The sequence below is a fragment of the Rhodococcus sp. PBTS 1 genome, assembly GCF_001620025.1.
GTDB classification, from domain to species: domain Bacteria; phylum Actinomycetota; class Actinomycetes; order Mycobacteriales; family Mycobacteriaceae; genus Rhodococcoides; species Rhodococcoides kroppenstedtii.
This window is the reverse complement of the sequence record NZ_CP015219.1, coordinates 3091004-3114217: the sequence shown is the minus strand read 5'-3', so window position 1 is coordinate 3114217 and position 23214 is coordinate 3091004. Positions and strand designations below refer to the sequence as shown.

The following is a 23214-nucleotide window of genomic DNA, read 5'->3' as shown; positions in this document are numbered from 1 at the left end:
GCGGGAATGTCGTGCGTCAGGCCCCGAGACCAGCCCCGGCCCGGGTGACGACGATCCGCGACACCACCGCGCGAGGGGACAGGCGAAGGACGCCGTCGATCAGTTCGACCAGGTCGTTCACCGCGATCATGGTGTCGGGCGGGATGCGGTCGGCGATCCAGGCACTCATGTCGGTGTCGACGTAGCCGGGGGCGATGGCGGTACCGGTGATGCCGGAGCCGCTTTCCTCGGCGTTCAGGGTGTCGATCAGCGACAGCAGCGCGGCCTTCGTGGCCCCGTACGCGGCGAGGCCGGCCTCGGGGTACACCCCGGCGAGCGAGGCCAGGGCGATCACCTTGGCGCCGCGGGCGGGGTCGGCCTCGGCTGCGCTGCGCAGCAACGGCATCGACGCCTGCAGGATGCGGAACGGGGCACGCAGGTTCACGTCCACCGTCTTGTCGAACCGCGTCGTCGAGTACGACTCGATCGGACCAGCGGTCCCGACACCCGCGTTCAGGACGAGCGCGTCCATGGTGGGGGAGAGCTGCGCGAACTCGCGCACCAGAACGTCGGCGACGTCGGGGTCGGCCATGTCGCAGGCCACCGTGCGGACCTCCGCGGCGCCGTCGCCACGAACCGTCGCCGCGGCGTCGTCGAGCGTGTCCTGGCGGCGCCCGGTGAGCAGCACCGACCAGCCCTGCGACGCCAGTCGGCGCGCGACGGCCAGACCGATACCTCGCGACCCACCGGTGACCAGCGCAGCCCGCGTCATCGCGACACCCCGGCCAACGCCTGCAACCCGGCGGCCGCGAACTCGGCCGTGGCTTCGGCTGCGGCGGTGGCGGACTCGTCGGACCCTCCGTCGGCGAGCGAGCGGTGCGTGATGCCCTCGGCGATGACGGCGATCTTGTAGTTCGCCAGCGCCAGGTAGAACGGCCAGTCGCCGAGATCCCGACCGGAGACGGCGGCGTACTCCTCGGCGAGAGCGTCGGCCGAGGGATAACGCGGCGACGTCCATGCTGCGGCCGGGACACCGAGCACGGTGTCGAAGATCGGCCGACGGTACGCACAGAGAAGGGCGACGTCGGTGATCGGGTCACCGAGCGTGGACATCTCCCAATCGACCACCGCGGCAACGCGACCGGCGTCCGACCGGTCCAGAATGACGTTGTCGACACGGAAGTCGCCGTGCACGATCGCGGCGTCGGACCGCGCCGGCACCGACTCGGCCAGCACCGCCTGCAGCCGATCGATGTCGGCGAGGTCGCGGGTCTTGACCCGCTGCCACTGCCGACCCCACGTGGCCACCTGGCGGGCGACGAACCCGTCGGGCCGCCCGAAGTCGCTCAGTCCGATCACCCGATGGTCGACGGCGTGGAGGGCGGCGAGAACGCGCACGAGTTCGGTGGCGTTGGCGGCGACCTCGGCGTCGGTGAGGTCGTTCAGGTCGTCGGCCGTCCGCACCACGCGGCCGGGGACGAACTCGACGACGGTCATCGGGGCACCGAGCACGCGGCCATCCGCATCGAACGCGACGGCGCCGGCGACGGGGACGTCCGTCGACTGCAGGGCGCTGGTCACCGACCACTCGCGGGCCATGTCGTGCGCCGACGGGGTGAGACCGCTCGTCGGCGGCCTCCGCACGATCCAGGAGGACTCGGCGTCGTCCACGCGGAAGGTGAGGTTGGATCGTCCGCCGCTGATGCGGTCGACGCGAAGCTCGCCCGCGACCGGAACACCGTTGTCGCGCAAAAAGGTCGCGAGTGCTCCGGTGTCGACGGTCACGACTGCACCGCGGGCGAGGCGGCCGCCGCGGCCCGACGCGCGGCCCCGACAGCGCGCTTGGCGATGGCCCAGCGGTGGACCTCGGACGGGCCGTCGTAGACCCGGAACGGGCGAACCTCGCGGGAGAGTCGGGCGAGGGGGAGATCGTCGGACACCCCCATGCCGCCGCACATCTGCATGCCACGGTCGACGATGCGGAACACGGCCTCGGCGGCGAAGGTCTTGGCGATCGAGGTCTCGTTGCTCGCCGGGTTGCCGCGGTCGAGTTCGAAGCAGGCCTGCGTGAGCAGCGCGCGGGTCGCGGCGATGTCGATCTCGTTGTCCGCGATCATCTTCTGCACCATGCCGAGATCACCGAGTCGCTGGCCGAAGCCCTCGCGTTCGGCGACACGGGCCACCGCGACGTCGTGCCCGCGGCGGGCGGCGCCGAGCCAGCGCATGACATGGGTCATGCGCGCGGGGCCGAGTCGGACCTGCGCGTAGGTGAACCCCTCGTCGACGGCGCCGAGGACGTTCTCCTCGGGCACGAAGACGCCGTCGAAGGTCACCTCGCAGTGTCCGCCGATCATGGCGCGATCGAGAGTGCCGATGTGGCGGCCCACCGTGATGCCCGGGGTGTCGGCGGGGACGAGGAACATCGTGGCGCCGCCGCGGTCGCCGGGGGCGCCCGACGTGCGGGCCATGACGATGAAGAACGCCGCGCCGTCGGCGCCGGTGATGAACCACTTGCGGCCGTCCACGGTCCAGCCGCCGCCGGTGCGGGTGGCCACGGTGGTCAGGGCCGACGGGTCGGACCCGGCGCCGGGCGCGGGCTCGGTCATCGCGAAGGCCGAGCGCACCTCGCCGCGGGCCAGCGGGGCGAGGAACTGCTCCTTCTGCGGTCCCGACGCCACGTGGGCGAGGAGGTGGACGTTGCCCTCGTCGGGTGCGCCGATGCCGCAGGCGATCGGACCGAACAGCGAATATCCGGCTTCCTCGAACACGGGCGATCGGTCGCTCATCGACAGCCCGCCGCCGCCGTACTCGACGGGGGCGTGCGGGGCGAAGACGTTCGCTTCCCGGGCGGCGCTCTGCAATTCGCGGCGCAGGTCGTCGCCGCCGGCTGCGGTGGCGTCGCCGAGGAACTTGTCCTCGATCGCCAGTACGTGCTCGCGGGTGAACGTCCGGGTGCGGTCGATCCAGCCGCGCACGTCGGGGTCGTAGGTCAGGTCGATCGCCACGGTGGGTCGCCTCTCGTCGCCGTTCAGGGTCCCGACCGATCACTCGCTCGGTGCCTTCGAGACTGGCAGACGCGGTGGGCTGGGTCAAGGCTCGGCGACGGTCAGGGCCGGGCCGTCGCCTGCACCGTCCCTCGGGCGAGCTCGGAGTAGACGTCGACCAGGGCGGCGGGGTCGAGGCGGCCGCCGGGGCGGTACCAGGTGGCCACGCCGACGCACATCGTCGTCACGGCGCGGCTGGCGTCCAGCGGGTGGGCGGTGCCGAAGACGCCGGCATCGACACCGTCCAGCACGATGCGGTCGAGCATGCGCTGCTGGGCGTCGCGTTGGCCCACGTACGCCTCACGCTCGGCGGGGTCCAGGCTCCTGATCTCCGTCGAGCAGACGAACGCCACATCGCGACGGTGGACGTGAAAAAGCAGGAGGGACTCGACGACGGCGTCGAATCGGTCCGCCGGTGCCGGGCCGGCCTCGCTCTCGGCACGGGAGGACCGATCGAGCAATTCGGCCATGGCGCTCGACGTGATGCCGACGAGCATCGCCTGCTTCGAGGGGTAGTGGTGGTACAGGCCGGGAACGGAGAGGCCTGCCCGAGAAGCGATTTCCCGTACCGAGGTGCCGTGGTAGCCCTGGTCGACGAACGCGGAGAGGGCAGCGGTGAGGACCGGGGGAAACGCCTCGCCCTCGTAGGTGCGCCAGGACCCGTCGGCAGTCATGGCGTCGAGCGTAGAGGGGTCACGGCCGGCGGGGTTCGCCGATCGGACGGGTTGACACCCCGACGTGTGATCCGTGACACTCAGCATCCCGAGCGAGTGATCGGTCGGGATCGGACTGTCGTCGGGGCGGTCCGTTCGCGCGAAGGACGAAAGGGTCGGTGCGTGGATGCAGACGAACGGGACGGTGATCGACGCCTGGCGTCGACGTGTGGACGGGCATCCGGACGCGCCGGCGCTGGCCTGGTTCGACGCCGTGCTCACGGCGGGCGAGGTCGACGACCTCTCCGACGGCATCGCTGCGGCGCTGGCCGACCGCGGCGTCGTGCGTGGCGACCGGGTGGCGCTCCACCTGCAGAACGTGCCCCACTACGCACTCCTGTTCCTCGCGATCTGGAAGCTCGGCGCCGCGGCCGTGCTGGTCAACCCGATGTACCGAGGACGCGAACTGCGGGTGCTGCTGGACGACTCCGAGCCGGTGCTGCTGGTGTGCGCCGACTACGACGCCGACGCCCTGCTCGCGGAATGCCGTGACACGACGGTGCGGGGCGTCCTCAGCGTGAACGCGCGGGACTTCCAGACGCGGGACGACGAGCGCGTGTTCACCCGGCCGGCATCCGAGCCGCGCGACGACGACCTGCTGACCGCCGTGGCGCCGGGCCGGCCGAACGGACCCGATCCGGCGTCGGAGGAAGTGGCCCTGCTCGCCTACACCTCCGGGACCACGGGACCGCCCAAGGGCGCCATGGTCTCTCACGCCAACCTGCTCGCGACCGCCACCGACTTCGGCGACCGTGCGCGCGTACGGGACGGTGCGGTGGTCTTCGCCGCCGCGCCGCTGTTCCACATCACGGGTGCCGTCCTGAACGCGGCGGTCGCGCTGGTGCGAGACACGACGTTGGTGTTCGCGGGACGGTTCGATGCGGGCGTCACCCTCGACGCCCTGGTGGAGCACCGCGTGACGTACACGATCGGCTCGATCACCGTCTTCAACGCATTGTCGGCCCACCCGGACGCGACGCGGTCCCATTTCGCTTCTCTCGAGACGGTGTATTCGGGTGGTGCGCCCATCCCACCCGCGACGGTCGCCGCATTCGAGGAGCGGTTCGGTCACTACATCCACAACGCGTACGGCATGACCGAGACGACGGCCGGCGTGATCGCGGTGCCGCCGGGGGAGCGCGCGCCGGTGGATCCGGGCAGTGGCTCCCTCTCGGTCGGCCGGCCCCTGCCCCGAGCGCAGGTCCGCACGGTGGACGACTCCGGTGCCCCGACCGCGCCCGGCGTTCCCGGCGAGCTGGAAGTCGCGGGGCCGCAGGTGGTCTCGGGATACTGGAGAAAGCCCGACGCCACGGCCTCTGCGATGCCGGGCGGCCGTATGCGTACGGGCGACGTCGCGGTGATCGATGCCGACGGGTGGGTCTACCTCGTGGACCGGCTGAAGGACCAGATCAACGTGTCCGGCTACAAGGTGTGGCCGCGCGAGGTGGAGGACGTGCTCTACGAGCACCCCGCCGTCTTCGAAGCCGCGGTCGTCGGGCGACCCGACGACTACCAGGGCGAGTCCGTCGTGGCGTACGTCGCCCTGCGAGCCGACGTGGCCGCGACCGGCGACGAGTTGGTCGAGTTCGCCCGGTCCCGGCTCGCCGCGTACAAGCGCCCCCGCACCGTTCACGTCGTCACCGATCTCCCCAAGACCCTCACGGGCAAGATTCGCCGGGCCGCACTCGCGGACCGGGCCCTCCCCACCCGCACCGGAAGCGAGTCGTCATGACCGTCAGTTCCTCGGCGCCCCCGGCGCCCACTCTCGCCTCGCGCAAGAAGTCGTTGCTGGCCAGTGCCGTCGGCAACGTGCTCGAGTGGTACGAGTGGAGCGCCTACGCCGTGTTCGCTCCCTTCATCGCCGCGGCGATGTTCGACAAGGGCGATCCCGTCTCGGCGCTGCTGTCCACCCTGGCGGTGTTCGCCGTCGGGTTCCTCATGCGGCCGCTCGGCGGCATCGTCTTCGGGCGTATCGCGGACAAGCGTGGCCGAAAGTTCGTGCTGGTCACCACGATGCTGACCATGGCGGCGGGCAGTCTGCTCATCGGCATCATGCCCACCTACGCCGCGGTCGGCGCGTGGGCGTCGGTCCTGTTGCTGCTCGCCCGCGTGATGCAGGGCTTCGCCCACGGCGGCGAATCCGCCACGGCGTACTCGTACGTCGGAGAGATCGCGCCCGCGAACCGCCGTGGGATGTGGGGCAGCGTCGCGTTCATCGCGATCTTCGGCGGATCGGTGATCGCGTACTCGCTGGGTGGTGTCATCACCTCGACGCTGTCGGAATCGGCTGTTGGACAGTGGGGTTGGCGTATCCCGTTCCTGCTCGGCGCCGTTCTCGCGCTCGTTGCGCTGTACCTGCGACGCAGCATGGACGAGTCCGACGTGTTCCACGGCGAGCAGGCGGCCACCGAGGCGACGCCGATCCCCCGTCGGACCGTGGTGCGAGCCATCGTGCTCATGATCGGCATGACGTCGGGAATCACCGCCGCGCACTACACCTGGACGTCGTACGTCTCGACCTACGCCATCACGCAGAAGGGAATGAATCCCGACACGGCGTACTGGATGCTCGTGATCGCTCAGGTGATCGCGCTGATCTCGCTGCCGTTCTTCGGCCGTCTGTCGGACTCGATCGGGCGTCGCCCGATGCTCGCCGCGTTCGCCGTCGGCATGTTCGCTCTGCAGGTGCCGCTGACGATGATGATCACCGACGACGGATGGACGTTGTTGCTCGCCACCACCGCCGCCCTGTTGGTGGTCGCCGCTCCCGCATCGATCCTCTCGTCCACTTTGTCGGAGAGCTTCCCCACCCGATTGCGTACGCAGGCCATCGGTTTCGCCTACTCGTTCTCCGTGGCCGTTTTCGGTGGCACGGCGCCGTACTTGAACCAGCTGCTGCTCAACCTCGACCTGGGTTGGGTCTTCGGCGTCTACATCATGGCGCTCGCCGCTCTGACCGGCGTGGCGGCGTGGTTCATGAAGGAGACCAAGGGGGTCGCGCTCGCCGACGTGTGAGCGAAGGAGAAGGGACCTGCGTCGGTGATCGACGCAGGTCCCTTCTCGTGTCTGCGGGTCAGAGGACGAACGGGCCCAGTAGCGACAGGATGAGCACCACGAGTCCACCGCCGATTCGGGAGGAGATCGACAAGAACGGGAGCAGTTCGAGTCGATTGGCGGCGCCCAGGACGGCGAGGTCACCGCTCGAACCGAAGTCGGCCAGACCCAGCCCGCCGGAGATGGACGATTCGATGAAGTTCAGCTTGATGAGCCACCCGGTGATGCCCGCAGCGAGGGCGGCCACGAGTACGACCGCGACCGTCGAGATCATGTAGATCGGGTCGTGCACGAGGGTGATCACCTCCTGGAAGTCGATGGCAACGATGGAGACCGACACCAGGATGGCGGGAATGAACGCGGCCGCCACCAGGCGGTACCAGAGGTCGGCGGCCTGAACGATGCTCTCCGGCAGAGGGACGAACACCTTGAGGACAGCGCAGAGCAGGATGAGAAAGACGTACGTGTGCACCGAGGGCACGACGCTCGCGATCAGGTCGGCGACCATGAACAGCGCGCCGGCGGCGAACAATCCCACCACCGTGCTGTGCACCGCATCCGCCGGCGCCACCTTGCGCGCGATCGGAACCGGCAAGGCCTTGTCGGTCACCGCGAGTTGGCCGCGGCCGTTGAAGTTGCGGAAGAAGTCGGGCCGCTTGCGCCCGAACCAGGCCAACATCGCAGCCACCGCGATGCAGACGACGTTGGCGACGACGACGGCCGGGACCAGCTGCGACAGGTAATCGGCGGAGTCGCCCCCACTGTTCTGCGCGATGAGTTCGGAAATGGGAATCGCGCCCGCAGCGACGCCGCCGCCCAGCACGGGGCCGACGACGAAGAAGAGCATGGTCCCCACGCCGTATCCGGTCACCCACCCGATCAGAGCGAACAGCGAGAAGCACAAGAGGAGTGTCGCGAGGATCGGCACGATGATGCGGGAACCGGCTCGAATGAGCAGGGAGCGGTTCATGCCCAGGATGCTGCCGACGATCAGCGCCGCCACCACGAATTCGCCGAAGGACGACAGCGAGTAGAAGTCCGAGATCGCCGTGGCCGTGTGCTCCGGCATCAGGCCGTAGGCGTAGAGCACGGCCGGCGCGAGGATCGCAAGAATGACGCCACCGCCGATTCTGTTCAGCCCCGGGATGGCGTTGCCGACGATCATCAGCAGTCCGCCGGCCGCCATCGTGATGGCGAAGCCTGCGGTCATGCCTGTGGACGGGGTGACCAGGTAGGCGATCACCATGACGACTGCGGCGGCCGGGACGAACCAGGTGTAGGGCAGCCCGAGGCTGGTGGTCATGTCCCGACCGGAGGCGGGCGGGCCGTCGGGCGACTCGGATTCGGCTTCGGACTCACGTGCGGTGGTCATGGCGCGCCTCCGGGGTGCGTGGGATCGGATGTGGTTCGAGCGCTTCCGGACACCATGGTGGTCCGTGGCACGTCGAGGAGCGTATGTGTCGCCGATCACGGACGTCAACCGAATGTATGCATGCGAGGCTTCGAATTCATCATGGCTGGCGCTTAGGCCTCGGATTGCATACATTCTGACGAACCCAGACCGGCGACTCCGGTCCCCGCCTTCTCGAGGAGAGCGACATGACAGCTGACGGCCCCCGTCCCACCGCCACCGGACCCCTCGCCGGCGTCCGCGTCGTCGAGATGGGCCAGCTCATCGCCGGCCCGTTCTGCGGACAGATCCTCGGTGACCTCGGTGCCGAGGTGATCAAGCTCGAGCAGCCCGGCACCGGCGATCCGATGCGGGAGTGGGGCCAGTCGCGGCCGCGGGGTGAGTCGCTGTGGTGGGCGGTGGTCGGTCGCAACAAGAAGTCGGTGACCGTGAACCTGCGCACCCCGGACGGGCAGGACGTCGCTCGACGACTCATCGCGTCCTCCGACGTCGTAACCGAGAACTTCCGGCCGGGCACCCTGGAGCGATGGGGGATGGACTACGAGACGTTGTCGAGCGCCAACCCGGGCTTGGTGCTCGCGCGGGTGTCGGGCTTCGGGCAGACGGGCCCGTACTCGTCGCGTGCCGGGTACGGATCCATCGGTGAAGCCATGGGAGGGCTGCGCTACGTCGTGGGCGATCCGTCGACTCCGCCGTCGCGGGTCGGGATCTCCATCGGAGACACCCTCGCGGCGCTGTTCGCCGCGATCGGCACGCTCGGTGCCGTCTACGAACGCACGCGGAGCGGTCGCGGACAGGTGGTCGACTCGGCGATCTACGAGGCGGTGCTCGGTGTCATGGAGTCGATCGTCCCGGAGTGGGTCGTCGCCAACTATCAGCGTGAGCGCAGTGGCGCGACGCTGCCGGGAATCGCTCCGAGCAACGTCTATCCCACCCGCGATGGGGCCTGGATCCTGGTGGCGGCGAACCAGGACACCGTCTTCGCGCGTCTGGCCGACGCCATGGGGCAACCGGAACTCGCCACCGACGACCGGTTTCGAACCCATACTGCTCGCGGCGAGCGGCAGCAGGAACTCGACGCGATGGTCGCGGACTTCACCGTCCGGTACGACGCGCACGCGCTCGAATCCCTGCTTCAGGACCACGCGGTGCCCGTCGGGAAGATCTACCGACCCGCGGACATGTTGTCGGACAAGCAGTTCGCGGCTCGCGACAGTATCGTCGAGACCGCACACCCGGTCCTGGGCACGGTCCCGATGCAGAACGCGTTCCCTCGACTGAGTCGGACCGACAGTTCCGTCCGGTGGCCCGGCCCCGCCCTCGGGGAGCACACCCGGGAGGTCCTCACCAAGGTGGCCGGCTACGACGCCGACGACCTCGCTCGACTCGCGGCGGACGGCGTCATCTGATGGCGGATTCCTTCGCGTCGGCCATCGACGGCCTGCCGACTCGGGCGAACCTCGTCGACGTCGGTCTTCGCGACGGCCTGCAAGCGGTGACATCGGTGGTGCCGACGGACGCCAAACTGGAAATCTTGCACGGGCTCGTCGACGCCGGCGTCACCACGGTGGAGATCACGTCGTTCGCCCATCCTCGGGTGCTGCCGCAGTTCGCCGACGCAGCGGACGTCGTCGCGCAGGCCCCCCGTCGGCCCGGTGTGCGGTATCGGGCTCTGGTGCCCAATCTGCTTGGTGCACTACGCGCTTGCGACACGGCGATCGACGAGGTGGTCATGGTCGTGCCCGTCGATCCGGGAATGGCCGCGAAGAACCAGAATTCGACGCCGGACCGTCTCCTCACCGAGTTCGACAGCGCCGTGGAGCTCGCGCACGCCGCGGGCAAGACCGCCGTCGCTGCCGTTGCGACCGCCTTCTTCGCGCCCTGCCGAGGCGTCGTGCCCGAATCCGACCTCGCCCGTGTCGTTCAGCGGGTCGTCGACGGCGGGGCGGACGCCCTGTACCTCGCCGGGACGACGGGTATGGAGACTCCGGGTGAGTTCTTCGACGGCGTCCGCCGCTACCGTGCGCAGCACCCGGGCCTTCCGATCGGTGTCCACCTGCACAACCGCAACGGGCTGTCGACGGTCGACGCCCTGGCCGCTCTGGCGGCAGGAGCCGACTGGATCGAAGGATCCTTCGGTGGGCTGGGCGGCGACCTGTGGTTCCCCGGTGACGACTCCGTGCTGGGAAACGCCGCGGTGGAGGACCTCCTGGTCCTGCTGCACGGCCTCGGCATCGACACCGGGATCGACGAGGCGCGGTACGGCGACGTGGTTGCCCGCGCAGCAGAGATCACCGGCGTTCCCGCATACTCGTTCGTGGCCCGCGGGGGTACGCGCGACGCTCTCGCCGCGGCGAGCTGGCCGGACTCTCCACCCGTGACGCGCTGACGCGTCCGACTGCAAGGGGCGACCCGACGTGACCGATCTCGACGATGCGATCTTCGATCTCATCCTCACCGAGACCTACCGACCCGGGCAGAAGCTCAACGAGCTCGAGTTGGCCGCGCGCTTCGGGGTCAGTCGTACGCCGATTCGAGATGCATTGCGGCGCCTCGCGTCGTCCGGGGTCGTCACGGTCGAGCACAACAAGGGTGCGCGTGTCACCCAGTACTCGCGGGAGGACGTCGCGGCCCTGTACTCGGCGCGGGCGTTGATGGAGTCGCACGCGGCCAGACTGGCCGCCGCCACGGTCGACGACGACGCTGTGGACGCACTCCGTCGATCCGCCGAGGACATGCACGAGAAAGTCGTGGCGTCGGCCTCCGTCGCCGACATCGCCGCCGCCAACAACGAGTTCCATGCGCTGGTGCTCTCCCACTGCCCCAACGCCCGGCTTCGAGACCTGGTCGGAAGCCTGGTCAAACCCATCGTGGTGTCGCGGAATTTCCGCAACTACACGCCGGACGAGATGCGGCGCAGCGCGATGCACCATCTGGACATCGTGGACGCGTTGTCACGACGCGACGAGGACTGGGTCGAGGCGGCGATGCGATCGCACATCCGTTTCGGCTACCACCGCGCGATCGCTCAGTAGGGTCCGACGGCGCGCGGTGGTCAACTCTACTCTCACGTGAGGGTAGAGTTGTCCTACGTGCCTTCTTCCCCCTCCGCCACGGACGTGTCCGTCCTCGGCGCGCTTCGCTCTCCCCGCCGCCTGAAGACCGAAGTTCTCGGCGGCCTCGTCGTTGCGCTCGCGCTGATCCCCGAGGCCATCTCGTTCTCGATCATCGCGGGCGTCGACCCGCGGGTCGGGCTGTTCGCGTCGTTCACGATGGCGGTGACCATCGCGATCGTCGGCGGCCGACCGGCGATGATCTCCGCGGCCACGGGTGCGATCGCGCTGGTGGTGGCACCGCTGGCCCGGGAGTACGGGCTCGACTACCTGATCGCCGCGGTGATCCTGGGCGGTGTCCTGCAGATCGTGCTGAGCCTGCTCGGCGTCGCCAAGCTCATGCGCTTCGTGCCGCGCAGCGTGATGGTCGGCTTCGTCAACGCCCTCGCCATTCTGATCTTCTCGGCGCAGGTTCCCTACCTGCTGGGCGTCCCGGCGCTCGTCTACCCGATGGTGGCCGTCGGCATCGCCGTGATCGTGTTGCTGCCCCGCCTGACGACGGCGGTACCCGGCCCGTTGGTCGCGATCGTCCTGCTCACGGTGGCCACCGTCGTCTTCGCCTGGCAGGTCCCGGACGTCGGCGACCAGGGAGAGTTGCCGACGTCGTTGCCCGCCTTCCTGATTCCCGATGTGCCGTTCACGACGGGAACACTGACGATCCTCGCGCCGTACGCGGTGGCGATCGCGCTGGTCGGCCTCCTCGAGTCGATGATGACGGCGACGCTGGTCGACGACATCACCGACACGCGCTCGGACAAGACGCGCGAAGGATGGGGTCAGGGCGTCGCCAACGTCGTCACCGGTTTCACCGGCGGCATGGGCGGTTGCGCGATGATCGGCCAGACCATGATCAACGTGAAGGTGTCCGGCGCACGGACCCGCATCTCGACCTTCCTCGCCGGGACGTTCCTGCTGATTCTCGTGGTCGGACTCGGCGACGTCGTGGCCGTCATCCCCATGGCGGCGCTGGTCGCGGTCATGGTGATGGTGTCGGTCGCGACGTTCGACTGGCACAGCATTCGTCCGTCGACCCTGCGCCGCATGCCGCGCAGCGAGACCGCGGTGATGCTGGTGACCGTCGCGGTCACCGTCGCCACCCACAACCTCGCCTACGGCGTGTTCGCCGGCGTCCTCACCGCCACGGTGCTCTTCGCCCGACGCGTCGCGCATCTCACCGAGGTGACTGCGCAGGACACCGCGGACGGCACCCGCGTCTACACCGTCACCGGCGATCTCTTCTTCGCGTCGAGCAACGATCTGGTGCATCGGTTCGACTACGCGAACGACCCGGCGGAGGTCGTCATCGACCTGTCCGCCTCGCACATCTGGGACGCCTCCACCGTCGCCGCGCTCGACGCCGTCGAGGCCAAGTACGCCCGACGCGGCACCACGGTGCGCATCGTCGGTGCGAACGCCGCCTCGGCCCATCGCCACGCGCGGCTCACGGGGACGATGGGCGGATGAGCGAGCACATGCAGATCGGGGAGGTGGCCCGACGCATCGAGCTGTCCGTGCGCACGGTGCGGCACTGGGACGAGGTGGGCCTGGTGACGCCGTCGGCGCGGTCGGCCGGCGGGTTCCGCCTCTACACCGACGACGACGTCGCCCGCCTGCTGCTCGTGCGCCGCATGAAGCCGCTCGAGTTCACCCTCGCCGAGATGGCCGAGGTCCTCGCGGCGTCCGACACGCTCACCGCCGGCACGGGGGACCTCGACGCAGCCGCGGCCGTCATCACCGCGTTCCGCGAGCGGGCCGACGAACGGTGCGCGACGCTGCGGAAGCGCCTCGCCTACGCCGAGGAATTCACCGAGCTGCTGGCGCGGCTCGAGTCGCGCTGACCGACACGGTCGACCTGCGGGAGGCTCGTGCGCGGACCCGCGGGCGCATACCCCGCAGGGGTATCCCTTGTTAGGATGGAGAGATGACGGCGACCGGTCGACGACTGCGCGGAACCATCCCGCTCGCAGTTCTGACCGTGCTCACGGTGCTGGGTGTGCTCTCGATGCATTCGGTTCCGATGTTTCCGTCCGCCTCGCATCAGGCGATGGCCGCGGCCACCGCATCGACGGTGGTCACCGGTTCGGACCATCACGGCGGCGAGGCGCACGACCCCGTCGTGTCGTCCTCGGTGGTCGTCGAACCCACGCCGTGTCCCGGTGGCCATCCGATGACGCATCCCTGCATGGCGACGCCGGTGTCCTGGTCCGCGATATCGATGCCCTCGGGTGTCGTCACCGCGTTGCCGGTCTCGGATCCGGTGTCCACGCGCATGGTTGCGGTGATGGGCCGGTCGGGTCGGGCACCGCCATGGGCGGTGTCCGCGTTGGACGAATCGGTACTTCTTCGGGTGTGACAGGGAGACCGGAGCCGTCGTGCTCCGGCGGATCGCACGTCGATTCACCCTGTCTTGCTTCCACCTACACACCCAGGAGTACTGCAATGCACATCACCACCCGGACTGCCACCGTTCTCGCTGCCGCGGCGATGGGTGTCGCCCTCGTCGCCGGTTGTAGTGACGACAGTTCGTCGTCGTCGATGGAGGGCCACTCGATGGGCTCGGCCACGGCGATGGAGTCGTCGGCACCGTCCGCGGATGCTGCGGCGAATTTCTCCGACGCCGACGTCATGTTCGCGACGATGATGTATCCGCACCATGCACAGGCCGTCGAGATGGCCGACATGGTCGAGGGGCGCACGACCGACCCGGACGTGATCGCCTTGGCCGGCGAGATCGCGGCAGCGCAGAAGCCCGAGATGGACCAGTTCTCGGCGTGGCTGTCGCAGTGGGGTCAGCCGGCGCCGTCGTCGGATGCGAGTTCGATGAGCGGCATGGACCACGGGTCGGGCAGCGGCATGATGACCGACGGTGACATGGAGTCGTTGATGGCCGCGTCGGGGTCGGACTTCGATCGGCAGTGGCTGACGATGATGATCGAGCACCACCGGGGCGCGGTGACGATGGCGGAGAAGGAAATCGCGGACGGTCGGAACCCGGATGCGGTCGCGTTGGCTCGGACCATCGTCGAGACCCAGAACGAGGAGATCGCTCGTATGCAGCAACTGCTGGGCTGACACCTCCCGCCGCCGACAGCCATTCGAGCGATTCGATCGACACTGCAGCCCCGCACCGTTCGGTGCGGGGCTGCAGTGCTCGGTTGCGGGGACGCCAGGGCGGTGCGGGTCAGGACTCGCGAGAGCGGCCGGGTCGCAGGTCGAGTCGGCGCAGCAGTTGGGCGTTGGCGGCGACGACGATGGTCGACAGGGACATCAGGATCGCTCCGACGGACATGGGGAGGACGAACCCGATCGGGGCGAGAACGCCGGCGGCGAGGGGCACCGAGATCAGGTTGTATCCCGCTGCCCACCAGAGGTTCTGCTTCATCTTGCGATACGCCGCCCGGGAGAGGTCGACCACCGACAGCACCGACCGCGGGTCGTCACTGGCGAGGATGACGCCGGCGGACGCAATCGCCACATCGGTGCCCGCTCCGATCGCAATGCCCACGTCGGCGCGGGCCAGGGCGGGGGCGTCGTTAACGCCGTCGCCGACCATGGCGACCTTCCTGCCCTCATCCTGCAGGTCCGCTACTCGCTGGGCCTTGTCCTCGGGGCGCACCCCGGCGAAGTAGCGGTCGACGCCGAGTTCGGTGGCCACCGCCTTCGCGACGGCGTCGGCGTCGCCGGTGATCATCACCACCTGCACGGAGCGGGCGTGGAGTTCGTCCACTGCGTCGCGAGACTCCGGTCGGATCTCGTCGGCCAGTTTCAGCGCTCCGATGACCTCGCCGTCGGCGACCACGTGCAAAATGATCGCTCCCTCCCGGCGCCAGCCGTCGACGTCGAGCTCGGCGAGGCTTTCCTCCTCGAGCATGGCCGGACCGCCCACCCGGACAGGGACGCCGTCGACGTCGGCGGACACCCCGACTGCGGGCGACGACCGAAAGTCGGTGGCGGTGCGCGCGGTGAGGTGGCGGCGGTCGGCCGCGGCGACGATGGCGCGAGCCAGTGGGTGTTCGGAGTCCGCTTCGGCCGCCGCGGCGAGCGTGAGCACGTCCTCGTCGCTTCTGCCCCCGGCGGCGTGGACGGCGGTCACGGCGGGTTCGCCGCGGGTGAGGGTGCCGGTCTTGTCGAACAGCACGGTGTCGACGGTGCGCATCGACTCCAACGCGAGGCGGTCCTTGATCAACACGCCGGCACGGGCGGCACGTTCGGTGGCGATGGACACCACCAGCGGAATTGCCAACCCGAGCGCGTGAGGGCAGGCGATGACCAGGACGGTGATCGTGCGGACGACCGCATCGTCGGGGGACCCCAGCAGCGTCCACGCCGCTGCGGTGAGAACGGCGGCACCGAGGGCGAACCAAAACAGCCACGCCGCCGCGATGTCCGCGATCCGCTGCGCCCGCGACGTCGAGTTCTGCGCGTCGCTGACCAGCCGCCGGATGCCGGCGAGGGTGGTGTCGTCACCGGTGGCCGACACCTGCACCCGCACACCCGAGTCGGTGGCGACAGTACCGGCGACGACGGTGTCCCCGTCGCCGCGGCGGACGGTGCGTGATTCGCCGGTGATCATCGATTCGTCCATGCTCGCGGTGCCCGCGACGACGACACCGTCGGCGGGAACACGGCCGCCGGGCCGCACGACCACTACGTCTCCCACCTGCAGCTGCGCCGGGTCCACGGTGACCACGTCGCCGTCGTCGTCGACCCGTTCGGCGGTGTCGGGGAGTAGCGCCGCCAGCGAGTCGAGGGCTGACGTCGTCTGCGCGAGCGACCGCATCTCGATCCAATGGCCCAGCAACATAATCACGATCAGCAGAGCCAGCTCCCACCAGAAGTCGAGCTGGTGATCGAGGATGCCGACGCTGGCACCCAGTAAGGAGACGAAGGCGACCGTGATTGCCAACGCGATGAGCAGCATCATCCCCGGAGTGCGGCCGCGGATTTCGCCGAGTGCCCCGGTGAGGAACGGCGAACCACCCCACACGAACATCACCGTCCCGAGAACGGGGGAGACCCACCCGATCCAGGACTCGGCCGGCAGGGAGTAGCCGACGATCATCGCGAACATGTCCGAGGCGACGATCACCGGAACAGCCAGCACCGCCATGACCCAGAACAGCCTGCGGAACCGACCGACGTGATCCCCGTGCCCGCTGTGCATGTCGTGGTGGCCGTGCTCCCGGGGTGAGTCCGCCCGCGTCGCGGTCGATGTCTGGTCGGTCATCGTGGTCCTCGTGTCGAGTAGGTGCGCCGCCACTCTTGTATACCCCGTAGGGGTATGCAACGAACACGCAACGCCCAGAACCGAGCGTGCATGGACATGGGTACTCGGGCCGCCAGGCAAAATCGGGTTCGACGACGACTTAGGCTCGTCGGGTGCGCACGGGTGATCTGGAGACGACGACGGGACTGACCGACGCGCAGGCCGACGCCCTGCGCGCCGAGGGCAAGGCGAACGACGTCCCGGCCCGCGCGAGCCGGTCGACCCTGGACATCGTGCGTGGCAACGTCTTCACGCGCATCAACGCAATCCTGACCGTGCTGCTGGTCATCGTGCTGTCCACGGGGTCGATCGTCGACGCGATGTTCGGTCTGCTGATCGTGGCCAACAGCGGAATCGGCATCGTGCAGGAGATCCGCGCGAAGCGCACGCTCGACGCGCTCGCCATCGTCGGCCAGAGCCGCCCGATCGTGCGCCGCGGCGGCGTCGCGCGCGAGATCGCGCCGAACGAGGTGGTGCTGGGCGACATCGTCGAACTCGGTCCGGGCGACCAGATCGTGGTCGACGGCGAGGTGGTCGAGTCCGACTCGCTGGACGTGGACGAATCCTTGCTCACCGGTGAATCGGACTCGATGGACAAGACGCCGGGCACACAGGTCTTCTCCGGTACCTACGTGGTGGCCGGCAGCGGCGCCTACCGGGTGACGAAGGTGGGCCGAGAGGCCTACGCGGCCAAGCTCGCCGAGGAGGCGGGCAAGTTCACGCTCGTCCATTCCGAGCTGCGGTCCGGCATCGACCGCATCCTCACCTTCGTCACCTGGGTGATGATCCCCGCCGGTGTTCTCATCGTCTACAACCAGCTGTTCTCGTCCGGGCAGTCGATCAGGCCGGCGCTGAACGGCATGGTCGCGGCGCTCGTACCGATGGTGCCCGAGGGTCTGGTGCTGCTGACTTCGCTGGCGTTCGCGGTGGGTGTCGTGCGACTGGGCAAGCGGCAGTGCCTCGTTCAGGAACTGCCCGCGGTCGAGGGGCTGGCGCGGATCGACGTGGTGTGCGCCGACAAGACCGGCACGCTCACCGAGAACGCGATGGTGCTGGCGGAACTGCGCCCGGTGGGGGACTCCGACGTGGAGGCGGTGCGCCGCGCACTGGCCGCCGTGGCCGCCGACGATCCTCGGCCGAATGCCAGCGTGCTCGCCGTCGCTGCGGCCATGTCCGATCCTCCGGGGTGGGAGAAATCGGGCACCGCGCCCTTCTCGTCCGAGAAGAAGTGGAGCGGTGTGTCGTTCGCCGGCCACGGGCACTGGATCCTCGGCGCACCCGACATGCTCCTGCCCGCCGACGACGAGACCGCCCGTGCGGCAGCCGACCTCGCGGCGTCGGGACTACGGGTGCTGGTGTTCGCCGAGTCGGACGTCCCGGTCGACGACGCCTCGGCGCCCGGACGGATCACGCCGCGCGCCCTGGTGGTGCTCGAGCAGAAGATCCGTCACGACGCCGCGGAAACGTTGGCATACTTCGCCGGTCAGCACGTGGACCTGAAGATCATCTCCGGTGACAACGCGGCCTCCGTCGGCGCCGTGGCGAGCGGTCTCGACGTGGCGGGCGCGTCGTCCCCGGTCGACGCACGCACACTTCCGGCGGCCGGGTCGGACGCCCTGGCCGACACCCTCGACACGCACGCGGTGTTCGGCCGGGTGAAGCCGGAACAGAAGCGGGACATGGTGACCGCGCTGCAGAGCCGCGGTCACACCGTCGCCATGACGGGGGACGGCGTCAACGACGTGCTGGCCCTGAAGTCCGCCGACATCGGCGTCGCGATGGGCGCGGGCAGTCCGGCCGCGCGGTCCGTCGCGCAGATCGTGTTGCTGGACAACGCCTTCTCCACCCTGCCGCACGTCGTCGCGGAGGGACGCCGGGTCATCGGCAACATCGAGCGCGTCTCGACGCTGTTCCTCACCAAGACCGTCTACTCGGTCCTGCTGGCGATCCTGGTCGGGGCGTCGGGGGTGCTCTCGCAGATCGCGGCGATCGAGCCGCTGCCGTACCCGTTCCTGCCGCGCCACGTCACCATCGCGGCGTGGTTCACCATCGGCATCCCGGCTTTCCTGCTGTCCCTCGCCCCCAACAACGAGCGCGCGCGGTCCGGATTCGTCGGACGCGTTCTGCGCAAGGCAGTTCCGGCCGGCGCGGTGGTGGGAGCGGCGACGTTCACCACCTACCTCGCGACCTACGAGGGGCCGAACGCGTCGACGGACCAGGTGGTGCAGTCGAGTACGTCGGCCCTGATCACGCTGATCGTCGTGGCGATGTGGGTGCTGATGACGGTGGCGAGGCCGCTCGAGTGGTGGAAGGTGATCCTGCTGGTGGGATCGGTGCTCGGCTACGTCGTGCTGTTCACCGTGCCGGTGCTCGGCCGGTTCTTCCAGCTGGACCCGACCAATCTGCCGTACACGGCGATCGCCTTCGCCTCCGCGGCCGTGGGCATCGTGATGCTCGAGGTGATCAGGGTGGTGCTCGCCCGGCGACCGACGGCAGCGCCGATCACCGACGCCGGGAGAGCGCCCGCACCGCGCGCGTGACGACGGAGGCGCCAGGGATCGGACGGAGGGGCCGACCTCCTCCACGACGCCGACGAACTCGTGGCCGAACGTGGTGCCGACGCGGGTGTCCGGCATCATGCCGTGGTAGAGGTGCAGGTCGGAGCCACAGATCGCCGGGAGCTCGACCCGCACGGGCAGAAGGACGCACCGCTGCGACGGGCGCCGGCGGACGTGGTCACCGCCGACAGTGCCGGATCCTTCGCGGCCGTGCACTACGCCGGCATCGTGCATTCCCAGTCCTACCGAAGGTCCTTCCACATCGTCGGGCGTCGAATCATGCAGGCCGCCGAACAGGGGCCCGAGGACGAACTGTTCGACTACATGGTCGAACTCGGCCGTCAGCAGCGGGCAGCGTGGCAGCGTCTCGACACATTCCGATTCGGAGACGTGATCGCGTGAGCGCCGGGTCGCTCGCCCTGGCCCGCCCGGGAGGTCGTCGGAACACGTCGTCCGTAGGCTCGGAGAGTGCCGTCCGCCGGGTACGGGAACGTCGTGGAAGGGGCCGCTGATGTCCGAGGGCATCGACTGGTCGGGCAAGAGGGCCCGTGTTCACGGCGCACCGGTCGCGGAGCTGAATGCGGTCGTGGACCGCTGGACGCGCGCGCGGCAGGCCTCGATTCCGTGGTTCGATCCCGACGACGGTGGTGTGTCTGCTCGGGTATTGGTCCTGCTCGAGTCGCCCGGGCCGAAGACTGTGCGTGCAGGCGGAACGATGATGTGTTCGTTCGACAACCCGGATACCACCAACCCGGCGCTCAAATCCGCCTTCGACCGTGCGGGTGTCGACAGAACGTCCTGTGTGAAGTGGAACGTCGTGCCGTGGGCCGTCCTCGACCCCGACGGCCACCCTGCGGCCCCGACGTCATCGATACTGGCCGACTCCGCGCCGTTTCTCCAGGAGATACTGGTTCGGCTGCCCGACCTCGAGGTGGTGCTCGTTCTGGGGGCCAAGGCTCTCGATGGTTACATGCGCACGACGACCCTGTCGGCCCCTGCCCGGCTCGTCCCGGTGGTGGCGGCACCTCACCCATCGGCCCGAAACGCGCACGCGACGGCTGTGGCACGGCAACGGCTGATCAACGCAGCGACGTCCGTCGCTGCCCACCTGGACCAGGGATGATGCGGGTCACGGTATCGAGCGGACTGCACGGTTCGCACCGAACTACGACGCGAGGGACTGGAGCTACGAGGCGAGGAACAGGTGTCCGCGGAGGCTGCCGCGCAGGGTGTGGGCGGCGACGGTGCCCCAGGCGATGAGGAGCACGGCGTAGAGGCCGACGGCGGCGATGTCGACGGCGTTCGAACCGACGGCTGCGCCGAGGGCGGATGCGCCGGTGACGCAGGTGCCGACGGGGAAGGTGAACGACCACCAGGTCAGCGAGAAGGCAAGTCCTCTGCGTGCAGCGTGGACGGTCAGGGCGGCGGCGAGGACGAACATGAGGACGCCGAAGCCGCCCATGGCGAATCCGTAGACGATGCCGAAGACGTGCAGTCCGGTCGCGACGGCAGCGTTGTCTCCGGTGAACACAAGCGGGGCGTCGTTGCCGAGGAGGGTGGCTGCGGTGATGGATTGGCCGATCATGCCGAGGGTGATCCACACCGTCGGCGCCGCCTGGACAGCAGGGATGCCGCCGTGGACGAGGCGGCCATAGATCAGCGTCATCGTCAGCATGCCGATGAGCAGGGACAATCCGAACATCGCGTAGCAGCCCGCGAGCATCGTCAGACGCCATTGCCCGTCGGTGATGTGTGGCAGCAGCAGGGCGCCGGTGGACGCGGAGACCATCGGCGGCACGACGGGCATCAGCCATGCGGGGAGCGCGACGGCGGTGTCGTGATCGTGGGCGGTGATCATCAGATACGGCACCAGAACCGCTGTGAGAAGTCCGAGGGCGGTACCGACTGTCCACAGCACGGCGAAGACGGCCGTCGCCGCGCCGGGTCCGATCAGGTCTTTGCCCAGGAGCATGGTGCCGGCGCCGACGGTCAGCAGCGCCATCGGCGGTGCGCCGTAGAACTGCACCATCACCGGGTGCGCGGCGTGAGTGCGAGCGTGGGTGCGGTGGCGAGTCCAGTGCACCGCGAAGGCGGCCGTCAGTGTGACCAGCGCGGTCGACGCCGCGATCCAGACCGCGATCGCGAAGGTGTGCAGACCGGGGATGTGGATGGGCAGGGTGACGGCGGCGTTGGCGACGATGCCGGTGCCCATCACCGAGGCGAACCAGTTCGGGGTGATGTGTTCGAACACCTGACCGGGATGCTCCAACGCCGACAGCACCCGACGCGTCGGGCGCTGGCGCAGGGCCTCGCGGTCGGCGCCGAGGTGGTCCGGTCCGGTCGTGGTGTGGCTGCGGTGCAGTGCGGCGGTCATGGGTTTCACTGTCCACCTGCCGCATCGGTGCCGGTAGACCTCTTTTCCCTGGCAATGCATAAGCAATGGTTATGCCGGAGGTGGAGTGGCGGGGCCGAGGTGTTGCCGCGTAGGGCGGATCGGGGCGGCGGGACCGGACAGTGCGGTGAGGATGAGGTCGGCGGCGTGGGCGGTCGGTTCGGCACCGGTGGGCCAGATCGCCGACAACGACCGGGTGATGTGCAGGCCGGGGACGGTGACCGCGTGCAGCGATCCACGGTCGAGTTCCGTCTCGACGGCCAGCGAACTCAACACCGCGGCGCCGCCGCCGTTCTCGACAGCGGACTTGATCGCCGTCGTCGAGGACAGTTCGAGCATCGGTGCGGCGCGGTCGGTGGTGGGCGCCGATTCGGCGAGGGCGTGTTCGTATGCCGAGCGGGTGCCCGATCCCGGCTCCCGGCTCACCAACGCGGTGCCGGCGAGCTCGGCCAGGGTGGGGGGCTGTGCGACCCATCGATGGCCGGAGGCCACCACCAGTATCAGGTGATCGCGGGCGACTTCTCTACCCGTGGTCTCCGGCGGGATCTCCGGGCTTTCGACGAACCCCACCTGCACCTGTCCCGTCGTCACCTGTTCGGCGACGAACGCGGAGTTGCCGGACACCAAGGTGGGGGCGAGCTGCGGGTGACGGGTCTGCATCTGCACCAGCCACCGCGGCAACAGGTACTCGGCGACGGTCAAGCTGGCCGCGATCCGTAGCTGGCCGGCGCGTTCGATGTGCAGCGAGGCCGTCGCGGTGGCGAGCTCGGCGGCAGCACGAAGAACCGGTTCGGCCCAACTGCACACCAACACACCGAATTCGGTCAGAACAGCTCCCCGGCTCCCACGCTGCAGCAATGGCGCCCCGACACGTTTCTCGAAGTCCCGGATTCGCGCGCTCGCAGCCGGCTGCGACATCCCGTGCACGCGTGCAGCGCCGCCGATACTGCCGACCTCGGCCACCGACACCAACAACTCCACACTCCTCAGATCGGCGACATGAGAAGGCAGCGGCACACCTGCAATCCTAGAATCTCCCACTCGCCCACGCCGCCCCTTGCCGGCACCGGCGGCAACCCGGCGCCTGTGTCCGGACGGCGCCGAACACCGTTCGATGGCTGACGCTGTCGGTGAGGGCTCGATCGGGTTGTGGGTGTATGGAGCACTCGTGAACGGTGGCGCGCCATCGCGCGCTCGATGCGGCGGGTCATCAGGTACGAGTAGGGCGAATTGCCGTAGACCCGGCGGAGCTCCCGCCTCAGGTGACCCGACGACATGTGGGCGCCGCGAGCGAGCCGCTCGAGGTCGAGGGGCTGTGCGTACTCCCGGTCGATGCGGTTGCGTACCCGCCGCATCGCGACGATCGCGTCGAGGCCGCCCGCGCCGTTCACGGGGGCATTCCACGGTCGAGTCGATGCCGCCGACGGCCGATCGACGGCATCGAGTGTGATCAGGCCTCGAGCTTGAAACCGACCTTGAGGGTGACCTGGAAGTGCGCGACGGCGCCGTTCTCGATATGGCCGCGGGTCTCGACCACCTCGAACCAATCCAGTTCGCGCAGTGATTCGTTGGCGCGCGCGATGGCCTTGCGGATGGCGTCGTCGACGCCCTCGGTGGACGTGCCGACGATCTCGGTGACGCGATAGACGTTGTCGCTCATGGTGACCTGTCTGCTGGGGTGACG

General features: G+C 69.1%; 21 protein-coding genes and 1 pseudogene. 11 read left to right on the top strand and 11 right to left on the bottom strand.

Annotated features, from left to right (window positions below; all coding sequences use genetic code 11):
* Window positions 1-16 precede the first annotated feature (16 nt).
* The 4 genes from A3Q40_RS14230 to A3Q40_RS14215 all read right to left on the bottom strand — a co-directional run bounded on the left by A3Q40_RS14230 (window position 17) and on the right by A3Q40_RS14215 (window position 3697).
* Window positions 17-751 carry an SDR family NAD(P)-dependent oxidoreductase gene (locus A3Q40_RS14230; protein WP_068103109.1) on the bottom strand — a complete coding sequence of 245 codons (735 nt, stop codon included), beginning with the start codon at window positions 749-751 and terminating at the stop codon, window positions 17-19.
* On the bottom strand, window positions 748-1764 hold the full coding sequence (locus tag A3Q40_RS14225) for a phosphotransferase family protein (protein ID WP_068103106.1): 1017 nt from the start codon (window positions 1762-1764) through the stop codon (window positions 748-750). The genes A3Q40_RS14230 and A3Q40_RS14225 overlap by 4 nt, the downstream gene beginning before the upstream one ends.
* Window positions 1761-2984 (bottom strand): acyl-CoA dehydrogenase family protein, encoded by a 1224-nt coding sequence (locus A3Q40_RS14220; protein WP_068103104.1) that lies wholly within the window; start codon window positions 2982-2984, stop codon window positions 1761-1763. The genes A3Q40_RS14225 and A3Q40_RS14220 overlap by 4 nt, the downstream gene beginning before the upstream one ends.
* Before the next feature lie 101 nt (window positions 2985-3085).
* On the bottom strand, window positions 3086-3697 hold the full coding sequence (locus A3Q40_RS14215) for a TetR/AcrR family transcriptional regulator (protein ID WP_068103102.1): 612 nt from the start codon (window positions 3695-3697) through the stop codon (window positions 3086-3088).
* A 166-nt stretch (window positions 3698-3863) separates the two neighbouring features.
* Between A3Q40_RS14215 and A3Q40_RS14210 the strand changes: the two genes are divergently transcribed.
* Together A3Q40_RS14210 and A3Q40_RS14205 are read left to right on the top strand one after the other, a co-directional pair.
* Complete coding sequence (locus A3Q40_RS14210; RefSeq protein ID WP_068103100.1) at window positions 3864-5468, top strand: class I adenylate-forming enzyme family protein; 1605 nt, start codon at window positions 3864-3866, stop codon at window positions 5466-5468.
* Window positions 5465-6751 (top strand): MFS transporter, encoded by a 1287-nt coding sequence (locus tag A3Q40_RS14205; protein WP_068103098.1) that lies wholly within the window; start codon window positions 5465-5467, stop codon window positions 6749-6751. Before A3Q40_RS14210 ends, A3Q40_RS14205 begins: the two co-directional genes overlap by 4 nt.
* Before the next feature lie 58 nt (window positions 6752-6809).
* On the opposite strand, the gene A3Q40_RS14200 is transcribed toward A3Q40_RS14205, so the two are convergent.
* Window positions 6810-8162, bottom strand: coding sequence for a 2-hydroxycarboxylate transporter family protein (locus tag A3Q40_RS14200; protein WP_068103096.1), 1353 nt, complete (start codon window positions 8160-8162; stop codon window positions 6810-6812).
* A gap of 227 nt (window positions 8163-8389) precedes the next feature.
* Here A3Q40_RS14200 and A3Q40_RS14195 point away from each other — a divergent pair, with 227 nt between their 5' ends.
* The 7 genes from A3Q40_RS14195 (at window position 8390) to A3Q40_RS14165 (ending at window position 14386) form a co-directional block, all read left to right on the top strand.
* On the top strand, window positions 8390-9610 hold the full coding sequence (locus A3Q40_RS14195) for a CaiB/BaiF CoA transferase family protein (protein ID WP_068103094.1): 1221 nt from the start codon (window positions 8390-8392) through the stop codon (window positions 9608-9610).
* Complete coding sequence (locus tag A3Q40_RS14190; protein WP_068103092.1) at window positions 9610-10590, top strand: pyruvate carboxyltransferase; 981 nt, start codon at window positions 9610-9612, stop codon at window positions 10588-10590. The genes A3Q40_RS14195 and A3Q40_RS14190 overlap by 1 nt, the downstream gene beginning before the upstream one ends.
* 28 nt (window positions 10591-10618) lie before the next feature.
* Window positions 10619-11236, top strand: a complete 618-nt coding sequence (locus A3Q40_RS14185; protein WP_068103090.1) for a GntR family transcriptional regulator — start codon at window positions 10619-10621, stop codon at window positions 11234-11236.
* A 57-nt stretch (window positions 11237-11293) separates the two neighbouring features.
* A complete protein-coding gene (locus tag A3Q40_RS14180) occupies window positions 11294-12778 on the top strand; it encodes a SulP family inorganic anion transporter (RefSeq protein WP_201132859.1) in 1485 nt (494 codons plus the stop codon).
* Window positions 12775-13152 (top strand): MerR family transcriptional regulator, encoded by a 378-nt coding sequence (locus tag A3Q40_RS14175; RefSeq protein WP_068103086.1) that lies wholly within the window; start codon window positions 12775-12777, stop codon window positions 13150-13152. Before A3Q40_RS14180 ends, A3Q40_RS14175 begins: the two co-directional genes overlap by 4 nt.
* An 83-nt stretch (window positions 13153-13235) precedes the next feature.
* On the top strand, window positions 13236-13667 hold the full coding sequence (locus A3Q40_RS14170) for a DUF6153 family protein (protein ID WP_068103081.1): 432 nt from the start codon (window positions 13236-13238) through the stop codon (window positions 13665-13667).
* An 86-nt stretch (window positions 13668-13753) separates the two neighbouring features.
* Window positions 13754-14386: a DUF305 domain-containing protein gene (locus A3Q40_RS14165; RefSeq protein WP_068103080.1), complete on the top strand. Its 633-nt coding sequence runs from the start codon at window positions 13754-13756 to the stop codon at window positions 14384-14386.
* A 109-nt stretch (window positions 14387-14495) separates the two neighbouring features.
* Here A3Q40_RS14165 and A3Q40_RS14160 read toward each other — a convergent pair whose 3' ends face one another.
* Window positions 14496-16541, bottom strand: a complete 2046-nt coding sequence (locus A3Q40_RS14160; RefSeq protein ID WP_082833931.1) for a heavy metal translocating P-type ATPase — start codon at window positions 16539-16541, stop codon at window positions 14496-14498.
* A 152-nt stretch (window positions 16542-16693) separates the two neighbouring features.
* Here A3Q40_RS14160 and A3Q40_RS14155 point away from each other — a divergent pair, with 152 nt between their 5' ends.
* Window positions 16694-19120 carry an HAD-IC family P-type ATPase gene (locus A3Q40_RS14155; protein WP_082833930.1) on the top strand — a complete coding sequence of 809 codons (2427 nt, stop codon included), beginning with the start codon at window positions 16694-16696 and terminating at the stop codon, window positions 19118-19120.
* A gap of 6 nt (window positions 19121-19126) precedes the next feature.
* Here A3Q40_RS14155 and A3Q40_RS19840 read toward each other — a convergent pair.
* Window positions 19127-19273: pseudogene (locus tag A3Q40_RS19840) on the bottom strand (alcohol dehydrogenase catalytic domain-containing protein); the annotation flags it as partial.
* Between the two features lie 376 nt (window positions 19274-19649).
* Between A3Q40_RS19840 and A3Q40_RS14145 the strand changes: the two are divergent.
* Window positions 19650-20261 carry a uracil-DNA glycosylase gene (locus A3Q40_RS14145; protein WP_068103075.1) on the top strand — a complete coding sequence of 204 codons (612 nt, stop codon included), beginning with the start codon at window positions 19650-19652 and terminating at the stop codon, window positions 20259-20261.
* A 63-nt stretch (window positions 20262-20324) separates the two neighbouring features.
* Here A3Q40_RS14145 and A3Q40_RS14140 read toward each other — a convergent pair whose 3' ends face one another.
* The 4 genes from A3Q40_RS14140 to A3Q40_RS14125 form a co-directional block, all read right to left on the bottom strand.
* A complete protein-coding gene (locus tag A3Q40_RS14140) occupies window positions 20325-21512 on the bottom strand; it encodes a TDT family transporter (RefSeq protein ID WP_157889593.1) in 1188 nt (395 codons plus the stop codon).
* A 69-nt stretch (window positions 21513-21581) separates the two neighbouring features.
* Window positions 21582-22547: a LysR family transcriptional regulator gene (locus A3Q40_RS14135; protein WP_157889592.1), complete on the bottom strand. Its 966-nt coding sequence runs from the start codon at window positions 22545-22547 to the stop codon at window positions 21582-21584.
* Entirely contained in the window at window positions 22517-22885 is a 369-nt protein-coding gene (locus A3Q40_RS20885) for an AraC family transcriptional regulator (protein WP_235606600.1), read from the bottom strand. The genes A3Q40_RS14135 and A3Q40_RS20885 overlap by 31 nt, the downstream gene beginning before the upstream one ends.
* A gap of 95 nt (window positions 22886-22980) precedes the next feature.
* Complete coding sequence (locus A3Q40_RS14125) at window positions 22981-23190, bottom strand: dodecin (protein WP_068103074.1); 210 nt, start codon at window positions 23188-23190, stop codon at window positions 22981-22983.
* Window positions 23191-23214: the final 24 nt, after the last annotated feature.